The organism is Roseibium sp. ROS1, assembly GCF_054658215.1.
In genome coordinates this window covers 1,624,575-1,643,270 of the sequence record NZ_BAAGIG010000002.1, presented here as the reverse complement: position 1 = coordinate 1,643,270, position 18,696 = coordinate 1,624,575, and the positions used below count along the sequence as shown (strand labels likewise).

Annotated in this window: 7 protein-coding genes; 2 read left to right on the top strand and 5 right to left on the bottom strand. The window is 62.7% G+C overall.

Going from position 1 to position 18,696, the window contains the following annotated elements; translation table 11 throughout:
* Nucleotides 1-94 precede the first annotated feature (94 nt).
* On the bottom strand, nucleotides 95-2,449 hold the full coding sequence (locus tag ACYQ6M_RS15495) for a hypothetical protein (RefSeq protein ID WP_460074540.1): 2,355 nt from the start codon (nucleotides 2,447-2,449) through the stop codon (nucleotides 95-97).
* 492 nt (nucleotides 2,450-2,941) lie between these two features.
* Between ACYQ6M_RS15495 and ACYQ6M_RS15490 the strand changes: the two genes are divergently transcribed.
* Nucleotides 2,942-8,467 carry a DUF4011 domain-containing protein gene (locus ACYQ6M_RS15490; protein ID WP_460074538.1) on the top strand — a complete coding sequence of 1,842 codons (5,526 nt, stop codon included), beginning with the start codon at nucleotides 2,942-2,944 and terminating at the stop codon, nucleotides 8,465-8,467.
* 63 nt (nucleotides 8,468-8,530) lie between these two features.
* On the opposite strand, the gene ACYQ6M_RS15485 is transcribed toward ACYQ6M_RS15490, so the two are convergent.
* The 4 genes from ACYQ6M_RS15485 to ACYQ6M_RS15470 all read right to left on the bottom strand — a co-directional run bounded on the left by ACYQ6M_RS15485 (nucleotide 8,531) and on the right by ACYQ6M_RS15470 (nucleotide 17,401).
* Complete coding sequence (locus ACYQ6M_RS15485) at nucleotides 8,531-11,899, bottom strand: UvrD-helicase domain-containing protein (RefSeq protein ID WP_460074537.1); 3,369 nt, start codon at nucleotides 11,897-11,899, stop codon at nucleotides 8,531-8,533.
* Complete coding sequence (locus ACYQ6M_RS15480) at nucleotides 11,896-14,550, bottom strand: PD-(D/E)XK nuclease family protein (protein ID WP_460074535.1); 2,655 nt, start codon at nucleotides 14,548-14,550, stop codon at nucleotides 11,896-11,898. The genes ACYQ6M_RS15485 and ACYQ6M_RS15480 overlap by 4 nt, the downstream gene beginning before the upstream one ends.
* A 259-nt stretch (nucleotides 14,551-14,809) precedes the next feature.
* Complete coding sequence (locus ACYQ6M_RS15475; RefSeq protein ID WP_460074533.1) at nucleotides 14,810-14,935, bottom strand: YHYH domain-containing protein; 126 nt, start codon at nucleotides 14,933-14,935, stop codon at nucleotides 14,810-14,812.
* Nucleotides 14,936-15,154: 219 nt separating this feature from the next.
* Complete coding sequence (locus ACYQ6M_RS15470; protein ID WP_460074532.1) at nucleotides 15,155-17,401, bottom strand: hypothetical protein; 2,247 nt, start codon at nucleotides 17,399-17,401, stop codon at nucleotides 15,155-15,157.
* Nucleotides 17,402-17,664: 263 nt separating this feature from the next.
* Between ACYQ6M_RS15470 and ACYQ6M_RS15465 the strand changes: the two genes are divergently transcribed.
* On the top strand, nucleotides 17,665-18,636 hold the full coding sequence (locus ACYQ6M_RS15465) for a thermonuclease family protein (protein WP_460074531.1): 972 nt from the start codon (nucleotides 17,665-17,667) through the stop codon (nucleotides 18,634-18,636).
* The last annotated feature ends 60 nt before the right edge of the window (nucleotides 18,637-18,696 follow it).

The following is an 18,696-nucleotide window of genomic DNA, read 5'->3' as shown; positions in this document are numbered from 1 at the left end:
GATTGCAGATGGACCTGCTCGGCTCTTACTGCGGCTTATGTCCAGTCACCTACCAAACACTGCGGATCATTGCCGTCGCAAATTTCTGAGTGAACTAGCGTCGGAAGGATTTCAGAGTGAATCGCTTCACGCTCCTGCCGCCGTTCCTCATCAAGACTTCGTTCAGCCCGGGCTTTTCGAGAAGCACGGTCTGAAGCCGATGCGAGCTCGCGAGAGCTGAGGCATCCGCTGGAGCGATGTCCGCAGCCAGAATGAGGAGTTCCGCGCATCTGGCTTCCGTCTTCGGTGCTTCGGTCTCGAGCAGAAGACGGTCTTCCATCGCGGCGACGAGATCGTCCGAAGCGCGGATCGCCATCCATCGTTCAAGATCGGATCCGCCCAGGTTTGCTTCGAGATCGAGATTGCGGGTTTGCAGGCATGCAATGCGGCGGTCACAGGCTTCGATCAGGTCGTCATGGAGATCTTTCGCAGCGGCAGACATTCGAGCGATCCATTCGCGCATGAGGCCGGACTGGACGGCATTCTTGACTGTGCCATTGGCCATGAGGGCCGCGCTGCCGATAACGGGTGCCAGAACAATGGCTCCAGCCGCCCCGATGGTGACAAGGCCAACCCACGCCCCGGCCTTGGTTCCAACCGCTCCCAACAGGCCGCGTGAGGCCCCGTCGATCATCATCCACGCGGGGAGATCTCCCATTGGAATGCGCCCCCGGGCGACTTCAAGGCCGCCGCGCAGCAAACCGATGGACAGAGCGAACTCCAGTATATCCGGATCCGCCAGATCGGCTGCATGTCCAAGCGTTGTAGAGAGCATCTCCTCGACGGTGGGGAGGTCGAAACCGGGGAGGGTTGTGACCAAGGGAGCCCATGGCTCTCCATGCGCCCGTGCCGCCTCCACAAGCGCAGCATTGGCGATCACGGGAATGTCGGGGTTCTTCTCGAAGTGCTCGGAGAGGATCGAAAGGCTTTTCCCGCACTTCACCTGCACCTCGGACCCGTCGACCAGCAGATCGAAGCCTTGCTGGTTGCTGGCCTCCGGGAAGGAGACTGCGTGTCCGTCCGCAATAAGACGGTCGAATACGAGACGCTCGGCGGTGTATCCGCGCAACGAGATCGCGGCGCCGACGCTGGTGAATTCATGGACGCTCGCCGCGAAATCGAGAGGATCGGCGAGATCCGCCTTGCGGGAGAAGTCAGCGGCCTGAAGAACCTTGGGATCCATCGCCACCGAATGCCAGATCATCTCTCCGGCGCTGAGGCTGAAGACAAGAAGGCCGTCGGCGGCGTCGGTGGCGGACGGTCGGACGTTCCAGCGCCCCGGCGGCGCTATGGCGGCACGCGGCATCGGAGATCGCATCCATCCGTCCAGTGTGGCCTTGCGTTTGCGGAGCGCGACAAGGTCCCTTTCCCGCAGCCAGAGGACATCCCCGTCGTCAAGGCCTCCGAGAACGCGCATGTCGGAAAGGAAGGTTTCCAGACCGACATCGCGATTTCCGGACCCGGAAGCGGACAGGAGAACCGTTAAACGCGCGGCGATCTGACTACGTACGATTTGCGCGCCCTTTCCCATGCCGAGCCAGGCGATGGCCGACACGCCAACCATGACTGTCAGCGGATTGATCAAGGTGGCCAACAGGGAAACAAGGGCGGGGCCGCCGACCAGAGGGATGAAGGCGCTCGCTTGCGCCGCCAGAATGTAAGGGGCGAACCCGGCGTTGGCGACGACGAGGGCGAATGTTGCCCAGCTGCTGCCGGCCGTCATGGCCGCAATTGCCGCTTCGTGGCCCTTGCGCAAGGCCTTCGCAATTTCGGGGTCCGCGTTTCGAGCTGCGGCCTCGACCATCTCGGTATCTGCGAAGAACGCCAGGAGCTCCTCCGCGACGATCTCTGGAAACGGCATCGGAACGGAGCGGCTCGCCATTCGTGTCAGGGAGTTCCGGATGTCGGAAGCGGCGCCGCTGATGCGCGATTTCAGGTCCGTGCCACGCACCGGTTTCGCTTCCGCGTGAAGGCGCTGCCGTACCCCCGGGCTGAGGCGTTCGGACGTTCGCACCGCCATGGCGGATGCGTATTTGATCGCGTGTTTGACGGAAAGGGGTGGCGACGAGGGAACGTCCAGGCCCTCGGAAATGCGAACCAGAAGACGAAACCTCAACGAGGCATCCGGTATTCTAGAATTGAAAAGACGGGTCCGGGCCTCTTGCAGGCTCGTCGCGGTCTCCTCTCGGCCAAGACCGATGCGGTCGCGAACGGCATCGACGGCGCCGACCGCCAGGGACAACCCGTCGACGGATTCGATCATCGCGATCATTCCGCAGAGTTGCTCTCGGGAAAGGGTTCCGATCCCCGAGAGGATGTCTATGGCGCGAATGTCCGGAGCGGCAGGTTGAATTGCTGCGAACGCGTCTTCGTTCAGTCCGGGGGCGGAAGCCGGATGGTTCATGCTCATGGAAACTTCTTCTACCCCCATAGCAGTCACGCCACCTGGTCGTGACACGTCACTTAGTGAACAATGTCCACCGGACGATCTCAATTATCAAATTTCGCTAAATGAATGCCTATACTCGGCTGTAGACTGAAACTGATCGAGCTCCATCTCAAAACCATGAAATACTCTCCGTGTTTAACGCACAGACTTTTAGAATCTGAGAATCTTTGGTAACTCGCTTCATTCGGATTACATGTCATCCGAGCCAAGTCGCGCGCATCTGAGCCAATGTTGAGGATCACGCTTCCCAGCGGTATGAAGGTCATGTAGTTCGATCCAGCGACTTTCTGGGAATTGAAGTAAACTTTAATTTTAGGGCTTCTTGATTACTCGCGACCACGCTTGACTCCAAATTCTTCCTTGCTTTGCCTTTGTTGTCGCCTGCCAATCGATATCTTAGGCTCAGCCGCGGCCTCGGTGTGATATTCAAGCAGCAGCCAATTGGGAGGATCCATGAGCCCTTCGCAAGAAGACCACGAGGCGTCGAGTAGCTTATTGACCGACGAGAACATCGAACTTGTCTCCGCTAAGCTTCAGGAACTCCGGCTTCGGCTTCTCGATTCAACCCGCCGGAACCCGCTGATCAATATCCGCTTCAGCCCGGCTTCGACCTCATTCATCCGCGTTGTGGACGAACTTCCCGACATCTTGCGCCACAACCTCTCTCAGGGGCGCCAGATGCGGCTAGCGGCGTTGCCTGCCCTCGAAGACGAACTCCCGGACGAGCAGACGGACAATTTCAGGGATGCGCTCTTCATCGCCCGGCAGGAAGACGAGCCCTATCTCGCCGAGATCGCCAAAATCGAACCCGACGAAGCGAAGGCGGAAGAAAAGCTGGTGAAGGCCGAGCGATCCCTAAAGGATCGCCTGCGCGAAGACCTTGGCCTGTCTCCGCGCCAGACCAAGGACGCGCCCTCGCTCGCTGAACATGCCCGGATTCACGGCATCGAGCCAAGCTACATTCTTCCGCTCCCTGAGAACGAGCACCACGACGGGAGGCACGTCGATGACGATATCCAGACCCTCCTGCTACCGGACCGGCTGCAACGGTCGGCGAAGTCCATTCTTGAGAAAGGACGGTCCTTCGAGCGCGAGACTGGGGTCAACGTGCTGCATGCTGTCTTCGGCATCCTGGAGTGGAAAAGCCCTGACGAGAACGATCGCTTCGTTTCGCCGCTGCTATTGCTCGAGATCCGGATCGAGAGGAAGCAGTCCACGCATGGCGCCGAGTTCTACCTGCGCGGCATCGACCAGGTCATGGTCAATACAAACCTGGCGCTAAAGCTCCTTAACGAGAAGAAGCTCGCCTTGCCAGACTACGAGGGCGGAAGCGTCGAGGATTACTTCGAGTCGGTCGAAGAAGCAGCGCCTCCGGGCTGGCACTGGAAAGTGCGCCGCGAAGCCTGCATTGGAATTTTCCCGTCCTCCAAGATCGCGATGTACCATGACCTCGATCCGGAAAAACGCCCGCTGGCGGAGGAAGAGACAGTGGTGCGCCTTCTCGCCACGACAGGGGTCGGCGACGGCGCCTATGCCGAGACCTACGGCACCGACGACCCCGAGATTTCCAGCAAAGTCCCCTACGTGGTGATGGATGCGGATGCATCGCAGTATTCCGCCCTCGTCGATGTGGCCGAACAGAAGAATCTCGCGATCGAAGGCCCGCCGGGCTCGGGCAAGTCGCAGACCATCGTCAACCTGATCGCCTCGGCGCTTGCTGACGGCAAGAAGGTGCTCTTCGTGGCCGAAAAGCTGACCGCGCTCGACGTCGTGCGCAACCGCCTTGATGCCGCTGGTCTCGGCAACTTCATCCTGCCGCTCCAGGCCGGCCGCGGCACCGCCGATACCGTCTACGAGAGCATTGAGGCCCGCCTCGAGATGAGCCGGGCGTCCGGCCCCGGACGCCACAGCTTCAACTCGCGACAGCGCGCCCTCGAACGGGACCGCGCCATCCTCCAGGGCTACCTCGATGCGCTAGGCGCGATGCTCGGCTCGACGGGACTCACGGTGCACCAGGTCATCGGCCATGCTATCGCCACGGCCGAGATCCGTGAGGCCTTGCCGCGAGAAATCCGCCGTCTGCCGATTCCGAACGCCTGGGAGATGGGCGCGATCGAGGTCGAGGCCCTGGTCTCAGAGGCGGAAGCCTTCAGCACCCGGCTCAGACGGATAGCGCGTATGCCTACCGTTTGGCGCTCCTCGACTGCGCCGATCACATCGCACGATGTCGCCGAAGACCACGCCGAGGCGGCGCGTAGCATCGCGGAAGAGCTCGAGGTCTTCGAGAGGGACATAGCGGGCTCGTCGATAGCCATGTTCATGACTGCAAACCCCTTCGTGATCGACATGAAGAAGATCGGCAATCTGCTTTCGACCGCCGCGCGTGACGAGGGCCGGGTAACCCCAGACCTGCTCGACACACTTACAGATCCCGCCGCCCGCCGCGCCGCCCGGGATCTCTGCGGCCAGGTCAGCGAAAGACAGACACTCATGGCCCAACTCGGCCACAGCCTGCACGATGCCGACGGCTGGAACGTGTCCAAGCGCCTTGCGGCTGCTGCCGAGTTCGCTAAGGCGCGGGGCGGACGGCTCGATCCCGAGCAACATCGCACGAGGCTCGCCGAGATCGAAGGTGCGATCGCCGAAGCTCGGGTGGTGCTCGGCGCCGCGTCCCGGCTTCCACGGAGCTGGACATCGTCCGGCCGGCCCCTGACGGAGATCCGTGATGGGGCGAAGCGCATCGCAGCGCAGTCCCCTGGTGTCCTATCCCTACGATGCGGCGACCCGATGGCCTCCGTCGATGCCCTGGCCATGGAGATCGAAACCCAGATCTCTCGCCTTTCCACCGAGATCGACCGTATCCGGCAGGCGGTGCCCTCCGCCGGCGGCGCCCACGACGCAGGTGAACTCAGGAACGCGGCGGCCGCGATCGACAGCGCTGGCTTCTTCGGGCGCATGGGGTCTACCTACAAGGCTGCACGCAATACATACACGAACATACTCGGAGGGCGGCGCGAGGACAGCCCAGCTGAGATGGCACGTAGGCTGCGTGAATATGCGGACTGGCTCGACAGCCGCCGGGAGTTCGATAACAGCGCACGCTACGCAGAGCGCTTCGGTGCACACTTCCGAGGCTTCAACACCGAGATGGCGGCGATCAGCCGTGTAGTGACCTTTCATGGGATCTGCAAGGAGATCGCCGGCGCCAGTGTGGATCTGAAAGCCTACCTCGAAACCGGGGAACTCGATCCCGTCCTCACCTTCGCGGAGTTGGAGGACATGCCTCCATTGCCCCTCTCTGAGGCCGAGGTGAAATTGCGCGAGCTCGAGGAGACCGCCGAGAAGGAGCGACGCTATATCACCGAGGCGGATAGCCACATAGAGCTCTTCCGCGACAGAATGAGCCTGCCTCTTTCGGAGATCGAGGAGATCCTGGCCCTTAAGACGGCTGAGGCAGACCTCGCTCGCAAGATCGAGGAGAGCCCGGCGCGCGAAGCGCTCGGTTCGGGCTTCGCCGGCCTCACTACCCGGACCGACCTGCTCAGCATCCAGTGCGACCTGGCTGAGGCGATCGCCGCCACCGATGACGCGGACATGGCGCTCGCGGCAATGCGATCAGGCCGGGCGGCCAACATGGCGAAGGAATTTGAGACCTTTGCCTCCCGTCGCGCCAGTCTCGAGACCCAAGTCGACAGCTTTGTTGCCGATCTCGGGCTTCCCCAGGATCTTTCGACGCCGATGGCGCTGGCCCGGCGCACGGCCGACCTGCGGGAGGCGGCGGCCGATCCGCAATCGCTGCTCGACCGGGCGCAGTTGAAGCGCGCCGAGGACAGCCTGCGCGGACAGGGGCTTGGTGAACTGATCGACTGGGTGTTGGCCGAGGACGAAGCCTTCGATCCGGTACGCCTCGCATCGATTGTCCGCGCCCTGGTCGCGCGCTCGATGGCAGACGTCGCCTACAAGGAGTGGGGCGCAGCACTGCAAGGCTACGACGGACAGGACTTCGACCGCATCCGGGGCGAGATCCGCTCCAAGGATCGCGAGATGATCAAGCTCTCCCGCGCCGCGGTGGTGCAGGAGCTCCTGGAATCGGCCCGGCCGCCGGCCGGCAACAACGTCGGCCGAAAGTCGACCTTCACCGATATGAGCTTGATCTACAATGAGCTCTACAAGAAGAAGCGCCGTATCAGCATCCGCGAATTAGCAAGCCGCGCTGGCCGCGCTCTCGTGGAGTTGAAGCCTTGCTGGATGATGTCGCCGCTCGCGGTCGCGCAATACCTCCGCCAGGGCATGCGATTCGATCTCGTGGTTATCGACGAGGCTTCGCAGATGACGCCAGAAAACGCCATCGGCGCGATCAGCCGTGCCGACCAGTCGGTGGTTGTCGGCGACACCAAGCAGCTGCCACCGACGAACTTCTTCCAGAAGGTGCTCGATGACAGCGACACCGATGAGGACCTGCGCGAGGATAGCGAGAGCATCCTCGACATGGCCAATGTTGCCTTCATGCCGGTGCGCCAGCTGCGCTGGCACTACCGCTCGCGGCATTCGGCGCTGATCCAGTTCTCCAACCAATGGATGTACAAGGGCGAGCTGACGATCTTTCCCTCGGCCCAGGAAGACCACCCCGATCTCGGCGTCGAGGTGATTGAAGTGCCCGGTATCTACAAGGGGCGCCGCAACGAGATCGAGGCCCGTGCTATTGTCGCCGCCGCGGTCCATCACATGACCCATCGCCCCGAGCTCTCTCTCGGCATCTGCACGATGAACTCCGACCAGAAGGACCTGATCCTCGAGGAATTCGAGCGGGAGCGCGACCGCAACCCCCAGGTCCAGGCTTTCGTCGAAAAGTGGGAAGAGGAGAACGACGCGCTCGAGGAATTCTTCGTCAAGAACATTGAGACGATCCAGGGCGACGAACGGGACGTGATGATGATTTCTACGCTCTACGGACCGGAATCTCCCGGGGCCAAGGTGCTTCAGCGGTTCGGACCGATCAACTCGGCCCATGGCCACCGCCGACTGAACGTCCTCTTCACCCGCGCCAAGCGGAAGATCATTACCTTTACCTCGATGAAGCCGACCGACATCCTCGTTGACGGCAACAAAGCGCTCGGCGTGCGGATGTTCCGGGCCTGGCTCGAATATTCGAAAACCGGACACATCCCGGATGCGGCCGGCCCGCTGGGCGGCACGGAGAGCCCATTCGAGGACTATGTCGCGGCGCAGATAGAGCGCCTCGGCTGCGAGGTGGTCCCTCAAGTGGGTGTCGCAGGCTTCCGCATCGACCTCGGCGTCCGGCACCCAGACTGGCCCTACGGCTACATTCTGGGTGTCGAGTGCGACGGTGCGGCCTACCACAGCTCGAAGTCGAGCCGCGATCGCGACCGGCTGCGCCAGGAGGTGCTAGAGGGGCTCGGCTGGCGGTTGCACCGGATCTGGTCGACCGACTGGTTCCGCAACCCGCGCGCCGAGATTGAGGTTCTGAGGGAGGCGCTCGCCACCGCGCTCGCCGATGCCAAGGCGCGGGGCGTGAAGCACTCCGAGCGCCTTGATGCGATGGCACTGCTGACCCGCTTGGCTGAGGAAAAGACCTCAGGCGTAGAAGAGGTTCCTTTGCAAACCCGGTCCGAGCCAAGGCCTTCGTCTGCTGCGTTGATTGCACCAGCCGCACCACCAAAGCCCGAGCAGGAGAACTTGCCGTTCGAGCAGCCCGCGAGCAGCGCCCTCTACACAGCGGCAAGCCGGGTCGCGGCGGAGCCGACCGTGGCGCTTGGCTCGAAAGTGAAGGTAGAGAACATCACCGACGGCAAGAAGCTCGCCTTCACGCTTGTCGAGGGTGAGAATGCACCGGAGCAGGGGAAGATTGGCGTTCACACTCCGCTCGGACAGGCCCTGCTCGACGCACAGGTGGGGGAGGAAGTAGAATATCAAGTCGGCTCGCACATCAAGGAGGTGCGGGTGCTTGAGATCGGATGATGAAGCGAGAAGGCACTATGCACTGAGCGATGACAGACAAGCCTCACGGCGTCTGTGGTTCTTTTACTCACGCAGAACGGGAACGACAGCGCCGGATGTCATGAGCACGATCAGTCCGCGCTCGGCTCCGGTCATGTCTAAATAAGCCCGCACCTGAGCGCGATAATGATCGAGCGTTCCCGGCATCGGCGTCACATCGCTCTTCCAGTCCACGACGACGGCGGGGCGGCCCTCGGCCGTCAGGGTCAGGGCGTCGGCTATCCCGGCCGTTGCGGTTTCCACGCTGTCGGCCGCCTGTGCGGAATAGACGGGAAATTCGGCCAGAAGACCCGGCCGCAGGGCCGCGATGTCAGGCAGAGCCAGGGTCCGGGCCACACAGGCCGCCAGTTCCTGCGCCGACAGCCCCGTGGCCGGGTCGGCGACCGGAGACTGGCCGAGGTCTCGGATGAGGTGGCCAGCCCGTTCGGTCAGGGCGGCTTCCGCTTCGGGGATTTCGCCGGTCAGCACCTCTTCCATGAGCTTGTGGAGGATCAGCCCGCGCTCGCGGCCCCCCTGCACGAGGACGGCTGCTTCCAGCTCGGGGGGCTGATCGTCGGCCGATCCCGTCCAGAGCGCGGATTCTTCTTCCCGCAGCATGGTCCCGGCGGCGTTTTCGTCACGGCTGGGCGCGAGCCAGGTCAACCGCGTCTGCGCGGCCGCGATGGCTTCGGCTTCGGCGGCGAAGCTCGCGCGCGTCTGGGTGTTGCCCGCTCCCGCACCTGCGGCCGCGAGATCGGCAGGGAAGTGAGAGACGTCCAGGCCGGGAAGGTCGGCGAGCGACAGATCGACGAGACCGATCCAGGCAGATTTCGACGGCGTGGCGTCGAGCCGGGGCAAGACGAGGAGTTCGCGGGCACGGGTGGCCGCGACATACCAGAGCCGGATGCGTTCGCGGTCTAGCTCCTCCTTTTCCGCCTGGCGCGCGGTTTCGTAGCCCTCGGGCACGACGCCCAGGACCGGGCAATAGAAGGTCTCGGTCTGGCGGTCGATCACGGCGCTGTCGGGCGCCATGACGCCGGTCATGGTGTTGACCGGAATGACGATCGGCCATTCCAGCCCCTTGGCCGCGTGCATGGTGAAGAGCGCGACCGCCTCCTCCTGGGCGTCGGGCCGTCCCTCGACGGCGCGGGCCTCGTCGGACCATGCTGCCGTCATCGCCTCGGCGAAGGCGCGCAAACCGCGCACGGCGTAGCCGGTCGACAGGCTGAGATAGAGATCGACATTGGCGAGCGCGCGCTCGACCTGGCCGCGATGGCGCTCGAGGAGGAGCGGACGGACGCGCAACACGTCCACGGCCTGCGAGAGCAGCTCGTGCGGGGTCGTGCTGTTGCCGCGCCGGGAGAGCGATTGCAGCCGCTCGATGACTTCGCGCGCGAACGGGTGCGCGATGACGGCGGGATCGATGCTGAGATCCAGGCGCGGAATCCGATGCGGCTGTTCCTCCGAGCGCGGAAGTCCCCAGATGATGTCCAGCAGGTTTTCTTCGGTGAGGCCGACCAGAGGCCCGCGCAGCAGCGCGCCGAGCGCCAGGGTGTCGCGGCGGTCGGCCAGAACGCGGGTCAGCGCGATCAGATCCTGGACCTCTTGGCGGCGGAACAGCCCCTTGCCGGCTTGGGTCGCGACAGGGATGCCGCGGCGTTCCAGGGCTTCCTCATAGCGCCACAGCTCCGCGCCGGTTGGCGCCAGCAAGGCGATGTCGCCCGGCTGGCAGTGGCGCTCGGCGCCGCTGCGACGGTCGATGATGGGGTGGCTTTCGATCAGCCGGGCGCACAGCTCGGCGATGGCGTCGGCTTCGGCGTCGCGCTGCTGTTCGGCACTGGCCTTGCCGTTTTCGTCGGCCACCGAGATGTCGAGAGCCGCTACGCACAAGCCGCCCCGATCGTCATGGAACGGGTCGAGAGCGGTGAAGCCCGGCTGGCCATTGGCCGAGAGCACGGCCTCGAAGCGCTCGTTGACGAAGGAGAGGATCGAGGCGCAGGAGCGGAAGTTGGTGGAGATCGATAGAAGGCTGCCGGCGTCCTGAGCTCGGAAGGCGTCGCGCGCCTGCACATAGGCGCCGACGTCGGCGCCCCGGAAGCGATAGATCGCCTGCTTGGGGTCGCCGACCAGAAAGAGCGCGCCTGGTCGGATTTGGAACCGGGTCCAGTCGTCGTCGTCATCGACCGGCTCGCCACACAGCCGCCAGAAGATTTCGGTTTGCAGGGGGTCGGTGTCCTGAAACTCGTCGACGAGGACATGGGCGAAACGCTCTCCCAGCGCCTGGCGCACAGCGTCGTGGTCGCGCAGCAAGTCGCGCGCGGCGAAAATCAGATCGTCGAAATCGAGCTGGGCACTGGCGCGCTTGTGGTCGCGATAGCGTCGCAGGATCGGACGCGCTTCGTCGATCAGCGCGGCCAGGACATGGCCGGCGACGGCCTGCGCCAACGCGACGCAAGCGTCGCAACAGGCGGTGTAGTGGGTCTCGGCGGCGTCGTTCAGCCGGTCGCCATCGGCCTTGGAGAGACCGGCCTGTTTGGCCGTGGCGGCCCATTTGCCCTTCTTGCGGTAGGAGGCGAAGGCGCCGGTCTTGGTGCAAAGATCCGGGTGGGGCCGCGCGGTCAGGAGCCGAACGACGCCCGCGGGCGTCGCGGGATCGGGACCATTCGTCACAGCGGTCGCCATTTCGGCCAGCCGCTTGACGATCGTCACCGTTTCCGGCTCGGCCGCCGCCGCGCCATCCATGAAGTTCGCGAAATCCGCCGTGGCCTGCCGGAACGCCGTGAGGTGGCTGCCAAGCGGAGAGGCGGGCGGGGCCGTGAGCGTGGGGCGATGGCGCAGATTCTCGGCGATTTTGTGGATGAGCGCCACGGTCTCGCCGGGGCTGTGCAGCACCATCTCGGCCAGGATACCGCCCTGACCGCCGGACAGGCGTTCGCGCAGCCAGCCATCGACAATCTCAAGGAAGGTGAGGTCGGCCTGGTTACGATCCATGACGCCTGCGCCGGGATCGAAGTCGGCCTCCGCCGGATAGGGCTTGATTAGGCGCTGGCAGAAGCCGTGGATGGTCGAGCAGGTGATTTCGTCGATCGCGGCGCTGGCGGCGGCGAGATTGTCGCGATGGGCTTGGGACAGCTCATCGGGCAGCGCCACGCGTAGCTCGGTCGCGATCGTGCCGGCCGAGAGATCGGCGACGAACTCGCGGACACGCGACAGCAATTCGCTCGCGGCGAGTTCGGTGAAGGTAACGGCGGCGATGGAGCGCGGCGCGACGCCTTCGGCCAGCATGGCGGCGATGCGGCCGGCCATGACGGCGGTCTTGCCTGAGCCCGCGCCGGCCTCGACCAGGATCGAGCGATCATGGAGGCTGATCGCATCGCGGCGCGCACTGTCGTCCTTCAGCACCTTGCTCATCATTCCGCCTCCCAGACCTGAGCGACTTCGCCAAGCCGCTCCGTGGCGGCCGACATTTTGCGTTTGCAATAGGTGGCGCTGGCGTTGGCCGGCAGGGCGAAGGCGAGGTCGTCATAGCCGCCGCCGGTATCCGGGCCAGGCAGGAGCGCGCCTCCGGCGAGACTCGACCGTGCCGCGCGCAGATAGCCCGTGATCTCCTCGAGCACGGCCTCGGGATCGTCGAGCTGGAGATCGACGGGCTCGCGCGGGTAGAGCAGCGAGGCGCTGATAGCGACATCGTCACCGAGGAGCGCCTTCACCGCGAAGGCATAGAGACAGCGCTGAAGCTCTCGTCCGCCATTGAGGCGGATGTCGCCGCGCGGCGGCCGTCCAGTCTTATAGTCCCGCACGAGGGCGCGCTTGCCGTCGCCCGAGATGTCGAGCCGGTCGATATAGCCGGCGATGTTGAAGCCCGTGTCGGGAATCGTGACCGGCGCGCTCGCATCCCAAGGCGTTTCCGCGTCGGATTTCGGCTCCGTGCCGCCGAAGGGCACCTCTCCAAAGGAGCGCGCGCCTGGCAGGACATCACCACGATAGGACAAGGCGCGGCCTGCCATTACGCGGGCGTCGTCGATCGTGCGGCTCCAGATGACGGCCGGGGGAACCGGACGCTCGCTTTCCCAATCGGCGGCGACGGCTTGCGCGGCCCGCGCCACCGCGGCTTCGATGGTCTCGGCGTCGGCGGAGGCAAGACCGTCTCCGGTTTCGAGGTCGCGCAAGGCGCAGTCGAGAACCAAGTGAACGAGATCGCCAATCCCGAGCGCGTCGAGCACGAGCGGTTCGGCGCTGCTCTGCGGTTCACGCCATCCGAACGCATAGACCCACACGAAACTCAGCGGATTGCGCAGAAGGCGGCGCAGCGAGCTGGCCGACTGGGTGCGGCCGAGGATGGCGAGAACGAGCGGATGATCTGCCCGCACGAGCCCGTCATGGGGAGTAATCTCGGCCCGCCGCCAGTCGCGCCAGCAGCCCTGCGCACCGACCGCTTGCGGATCGGCTGCGAACTCTTGGGGCCGGGCCATGAGGCGGTCTGTTTCGCTGAAGGCGTGCGCCGGCGTCGCGTTGCGGCGCAGATAGGTTTCCTCGCCACGCCAGGCGAGCAGAGGGCTGCGTCCCAGGAGACGCCCGTCGCTGTCGCGCCGGGCGCGCGACAGAACGACGGTGTCGGCCGTCGTGGCGAGGATCGTCTCGAAGTCGCGGCGGTCGGCGAGGTTGACCGGCAGCGGATCGAGCACCGGGGTCGGGATGATATGGTTCGGGATCAGCCGGTCTTCGGTGACCCTGCGCGGCCAGCGCGAGGAATTAAGCCCGAGGAGCCGCACGAAGCGGCGGGGCGACGCCGCGAGCGCGCTGGCCGGCATCCAGGCGACGCAGACGCACGGTTCCAGTCCGTCGTCCTGCTTCAGGGTTTCCAGCGTGGCGTCGATCGAGGCGGCGGGGCCGGCCAGCAGAGCCTTGCGCCAGATTGCCAGCGCGCGGCCCTTGAGGAAGGCTTCTCCGGTCTCGCTGGCGGCCTCCGATCCTTTCACAAGGGTCTCGACCGCCGCGCGCAGCGCCGGAACATGGTCGGCGCCATCGGGCCAGTCTTCCGGCGTCAGCCGGGTCAGCAGGCGGTTCCAGGCGCTCGGCGTCGAGAGCGGCGCATCGGTCGGCAGCACCCGCAGCCAGCCTTCGGGCAGGGTCTCGAAAGGCCCGCTGTCCCGGCAGAGCGCCGCAAGGCGGCGCAGCCGCGACTGCGACAGGCCGCGAACCACGATGTCGGCCAGCGCCGCAGCCGCCTGGCCCTCGCGGGTGGCGACGATGCGGATGCCATGGACGAAGTGAAGGTCGATGTTGGCGTCGGCGCGCAGGGCCAGGAAATGATCGTCATAGTCGGCGGGCGAGGCGGTCGCGATGGCGATCTCCGAAGCCGGGATGCCCGAGGCGAGCAGGCTGCGCGCCCAGCGCATCGCCTCAATGGCCTCCTGATAGGCCGTCGCCGCGCTGGCGGAGCTAATTCCCGGGGCATGCGCTGGTGCGCGCGCGACCGTGGCGCCGGTGCCATCCAGCCATGCGGGAACGCTCCTTGGGCCGGCCGTCCATCGCACGGGGATATGGGCGGTGAGCGCCTGGAGCAGCGGCCGCCAACAGGGCGAGAGTTCGGTAAGGCCGACGATCTCCAACGGGCCGAGGACCGTCGGTGCATGACCGATACGGGCGGTTGCGGCGGTGACGATGTCGAGTGGCCGCATCATGCTGGGCGGAACCTCGTTGAGGACGGCCGTTTCCAGGCGCGCGATGGCGGCGAGACGCGGATGATCGGCCGCGCATGCGGCAAGATCGATGCCCGCGCGCCAGGCTTTGTAAAGCGTGTCGGCCGCCGCGTCGATCATGCCGGGAAGAGCCTTGATGCTCTCCAACTCCCCCATCGGCGTGGCAGGCAAAACCGCCTGGATGGCCGCGCGCAGGCTCTCGTCGTCGATAGGGCGGGCGAAGCCGCCCGCCAGCCGGACGGCGGCCTGCTCGAAGGACATGATCTGGAGGCCGTGACGACGGCTCCGAGCCGCTGTAAGGCGGCTCTCCCGCATCGCGAGGCGGCCATGAACGACCAAGGTGGAACGGTGCATGGTGGTCATCGTGAATAGCCCTAGATTTGTTCCGTCTGTTTTTGGATCGCGACAAAATCCGCGACTAGGGAACCACGGGCGGGCGTGATCGACCGCTGGTCTGGGTCATTCTACTACCTGACGGCCGCAGCGTCATTTCCGTGTTGAGTGCGGAAGGATTAGCGAAGGTGTGGACGTCTTCTTGCGAAGCTGATTGATGTAAACAAGGAACACTTCCATCGATCCAACCGGAGGTTTTCCCCGGCTGGAACCAGAACGTTGCCTTCAATCAATGGCAGTGATACCCGCCGGTCTTGTGATTGGTGTGGCACCCTTGGCTGTTCGTGCCTCCGCTATGGGCAATGGCAGCTGTCGCAAACACCGTTGCAAGCATCGAAATCAAGATAGTACGCATTTGTTGTTCCTCCCAGCTTGGTAAGGCTACAACCGTAACTCTCTTAAAAGTAGAAGTGAAGTCTGTATAATCAAATAGGTTGAAACATTCAGCCTAGGGTCAATTGAATTTCAGTGCGCAGCAGCTGGGGAACTCTAGCTTCCGGTGCTCCAAAATTCTGGCTCGCTCAGCGGTTGAGGCTTTCAATCAAACGGGCCTGATACCTCGGTGTTTTTCTGATTACGCGGCCTCCCAAACCTGGTTGAGAATTCTCGCGGCTATTTCCGCTTTGTCCTGCGGCAGAAAGCGTCCGTAGTGTTTCGCCACCATGTCTGGTGTATCCTGGATCGCATAGCTGGCCTGCTCGTACGATCCGGTCTGCTTGAGAATGTGTGTCGCAAGCACGTCACGCACGTTATGCGGTCCATGTGGCAGCAGCCCTTCGATCGCGCCGCGTCCGGTCCAGGGGTTATAAATGCCGTATCGCTGGATGACAGTTCGCCACGCCTCAAAAAATGTGTTCTGGGAATAGGCGGCATTGGTGCTGGTGATTTTCGCCGTCTTGACGAAAAACGTGCCGGGGTCCGCCGCCGGTCCAATGAGGCGCGAGCGGTGCCTGTCGATCCAGGTCTCAATCATCTCGTAGAGTCTTCCGAGATCAGGCAGGATCAAACGGAATGGTTTCGATCCGAAAAATGAAGAGTTCGCGTTCTTGAAGGCGACGGAGGGGATCAGTATTTCCCATCCCCGATCTCTGGTGCTCCAGCGCAGTTCTCCTCGTTTCATGTCCTCCAGCTTTCGCTCGGACGTTGGCAGGTCGCCGGCCTTGCAAAGCAGGAGTTCTCTCAGGTTTTTCTGACGAAGCCCTGTATGCAGACCAATCCGGAGAAGTAAGAAAGAGCGGACTGCCTCGGCCGCCGCACGAGCGTGACGCCTTTCGTCTGGCATTCGGTGCAGGATTTCTTCGGTGATTTTCCGATACTCCCCGACCGGACTGGGAGCCTCGAGAACCGGCATGATTGGCTCAAACGGATCCCGGTGAATCTTCGCGACACGCTCAATCTCCTTGATGCGGCGTCGAGCGTGCTTGAACATCCGCTCACAGGCGGACGCCCAATCGTTTTGCGCATCGGAGATGTCCTGTTCCGAGATCAGCCCTTCGATCTTCTGAAGGCTGGATGCAATGCGTGGTGTTTGACGCAACCAACCGGTTTCCTCTCGGCACAGAGCGGCGGCCACGGACAACATGTCGATTTCCCATCTGGTATAGAAACCCCGCCGCTTTTCGCGCCAGTGCAGGTACCAATCCCAGACTTGTGGGAAGACCGTCATCGCGAAAGTCAGCACTTCCGGATCGGCGCCATATCCTTGGACGTCACCTTCAGAAGACGCCGTGAATGCGCCGAACCACAGTCCGAAATGTTCGACTTTCTGCGAGGCTGTCTCTGGGCCCCAGACCCCATTTCGCTGTTGGCCAAATGCCGCAAACGTTGAAGTCTTGAAACGCAGAAGTTCCGCCAGTTCGTCGTTCAACCGTTTTGATGCGTCCACAATGTCAGAGGGATCGCATGAGCTGCTTCTTGAAAATTTCCGCTGCGAACCTGTGGCCCAGTGAAAACGCACCGCGTAGCGCTGCCGCATGGCTGCCGCCTGGTAACGGCGATATTCGGTCGAGCCGCTTATGATCACGTTTCGCACCCACGAAAGGATCTCAGCCTGCTCGGTCCGTGGTCTCCGCCTGAAATCGTCCGGCAGGTGCCAGACAAATCGGCGCCGTTCGGCCGGAGTCATTTCATCCAGTTCGCAATTCACTGGACTTCCCTGTACGGCTTCCGAAACTCCAGAGAAGTATCCTTCCGGTAGACGGTAGCGGCGTTCGATGCGGCGCAGGATTTCCAGACTGATCGGGGAGCTTGGTGCAGTAATCCTTTGCCCCCATCCAACAAAGGTGCTGCGCTTGACGCCGTCTTCGGTGCGAACCACTGCATTAAAGAGGTGGTATATGGACTCCCCATGCCGCTTGGAATGCAGACGAAGCGCAGCACCAAAGTTCGAAGGCTCATCCCAGGTTGCCGCCAGCGGATCTGGAAATTCAACAACTGGCCGCGGTGGCTTGCCCCGACGCCCACGACCACTTGAGTGGTACTCTCGCGCCGTACGAGGGGGAACATTCGTGGACTGATAGGTTTGTTCATATGCTTCCGGTCGCAGCGATCTTTCGGTGATGGCTCGTGCAACCGCGTCAAATATCGGCTGTAGGTTCGACCTCTCAGCCATCAGACGGCGAGAGTTCAATCCCAAACCCTCTGCCAGTGCCCGGACGTCCAGACGGCTTCCCCTGTACGTTGGATATTCGTTCCTCTCCAGTAGGTCGACCAGGTGTCCGCGGAGAACCTCCACATCCTGCGGTGCGAACACGGGCGCGAGGCGTTTTTCGCAAAAGGTTGTGATCATGCTTGGGGTGAGGACGGATCGTTTTGATTTCATTGACTAACTTCCAAAGGCTAGGGAGGCGCTGGCCTATCGGGAGTCGGAACTGGAAGAAAGGGATTGTGCCGCAAAGTCTGTGAAAAACTTCCTTTGATTGTCCTTTGAAATTAGGAGCAGCAGCGCGGGATCAATCATAGTGTTCATGCAGTGCGTCTTGGTTTCGTTGATGCAGGGTTGCCGAGCTCGGTTTGAAAGGGTGATCGAGTTGGCTACCGATGCCGATACTTTATTGGGGAGAGTGAATACGCTCTGGATCAGTCTTGGCCAACAAGTGGGATGCCGTGATGGGAATTCGTTGCCCAAAGTGTGGGGCCGAGATGAGACGCAGGGTTGCGAAACGCGGACGAAATAAGGGACGCGAATTTTGGGGGTGTTCGCGTTACCCGGCATGCAAAGGTATCGTCGGAGGAAATATCGTAAGCCTGAATGTGACGTCTCGCGCGTCCAAGCCGTCGAAAATAAGACTGACCGACATCGCACTTGGTTTCAGTGTTTTCCTGATCGTCAGTACGGGGCTTTCAGTCTGGTACGAAGGAGTCCCAAAACTCGCCGGATTGTTGAGCCGCGGATCCAAAGGACCCGGAGAAACCATTGTCGGAAGGGCTTCGATAATAGATGGAGACACCATCGAAATTCGCGGTCAGCGAATTCGATTCAACGGCATCGACGCGCCGGAAACCAATCAGAATTGTTTCCGTGAAGGTGGTGAAAGGTATCGCTGCGGACGTCAGTCCGCAAACTTTCTTGATGGCTACCTCGCGGCGTCCAGACCGACAACCTGCATCTTCGTCGAATGGGATCAATACGGTCGCTACGTTGGAGACTGTTATCGTGCCGACGGCGAGAGTGTTTCGGTTGCCCTTGTAACTGCCGGACATGCTTTGGACTGGCCTCGTTACAGCAATGGTGCCTATGCCGAATACCAGGCGAATGCGTCGGCGAAAAAAAGTGGCGTTTGGCAGGGGGCGTTTGAAAAGCCTTGGGAGTACCGCGCCCGGAAGCAATCCGATCAACAGGAACAGCGCGAAGAGGATCGAACCGTCCGGACAGGGAATAGTGGAGGAAACTGCAACATCAAAGGCAACATAAGCCTTTCGACCGGCGCACGGATCTATCATCTTCCAGGACAGGAATTTTACGACAAAACCCAGATCAATACGGGTAGGGGTGAACGATGGTTTTGCTCCGAAACGGAGGCTCGAGCAGCGGGCTGGCGTCGAGCGCAACGCTGAGTTTCACAATCCGGGCTGAATTGGCGAGATAACGAGAATTCGGCTGCCCCGGTCTCAACT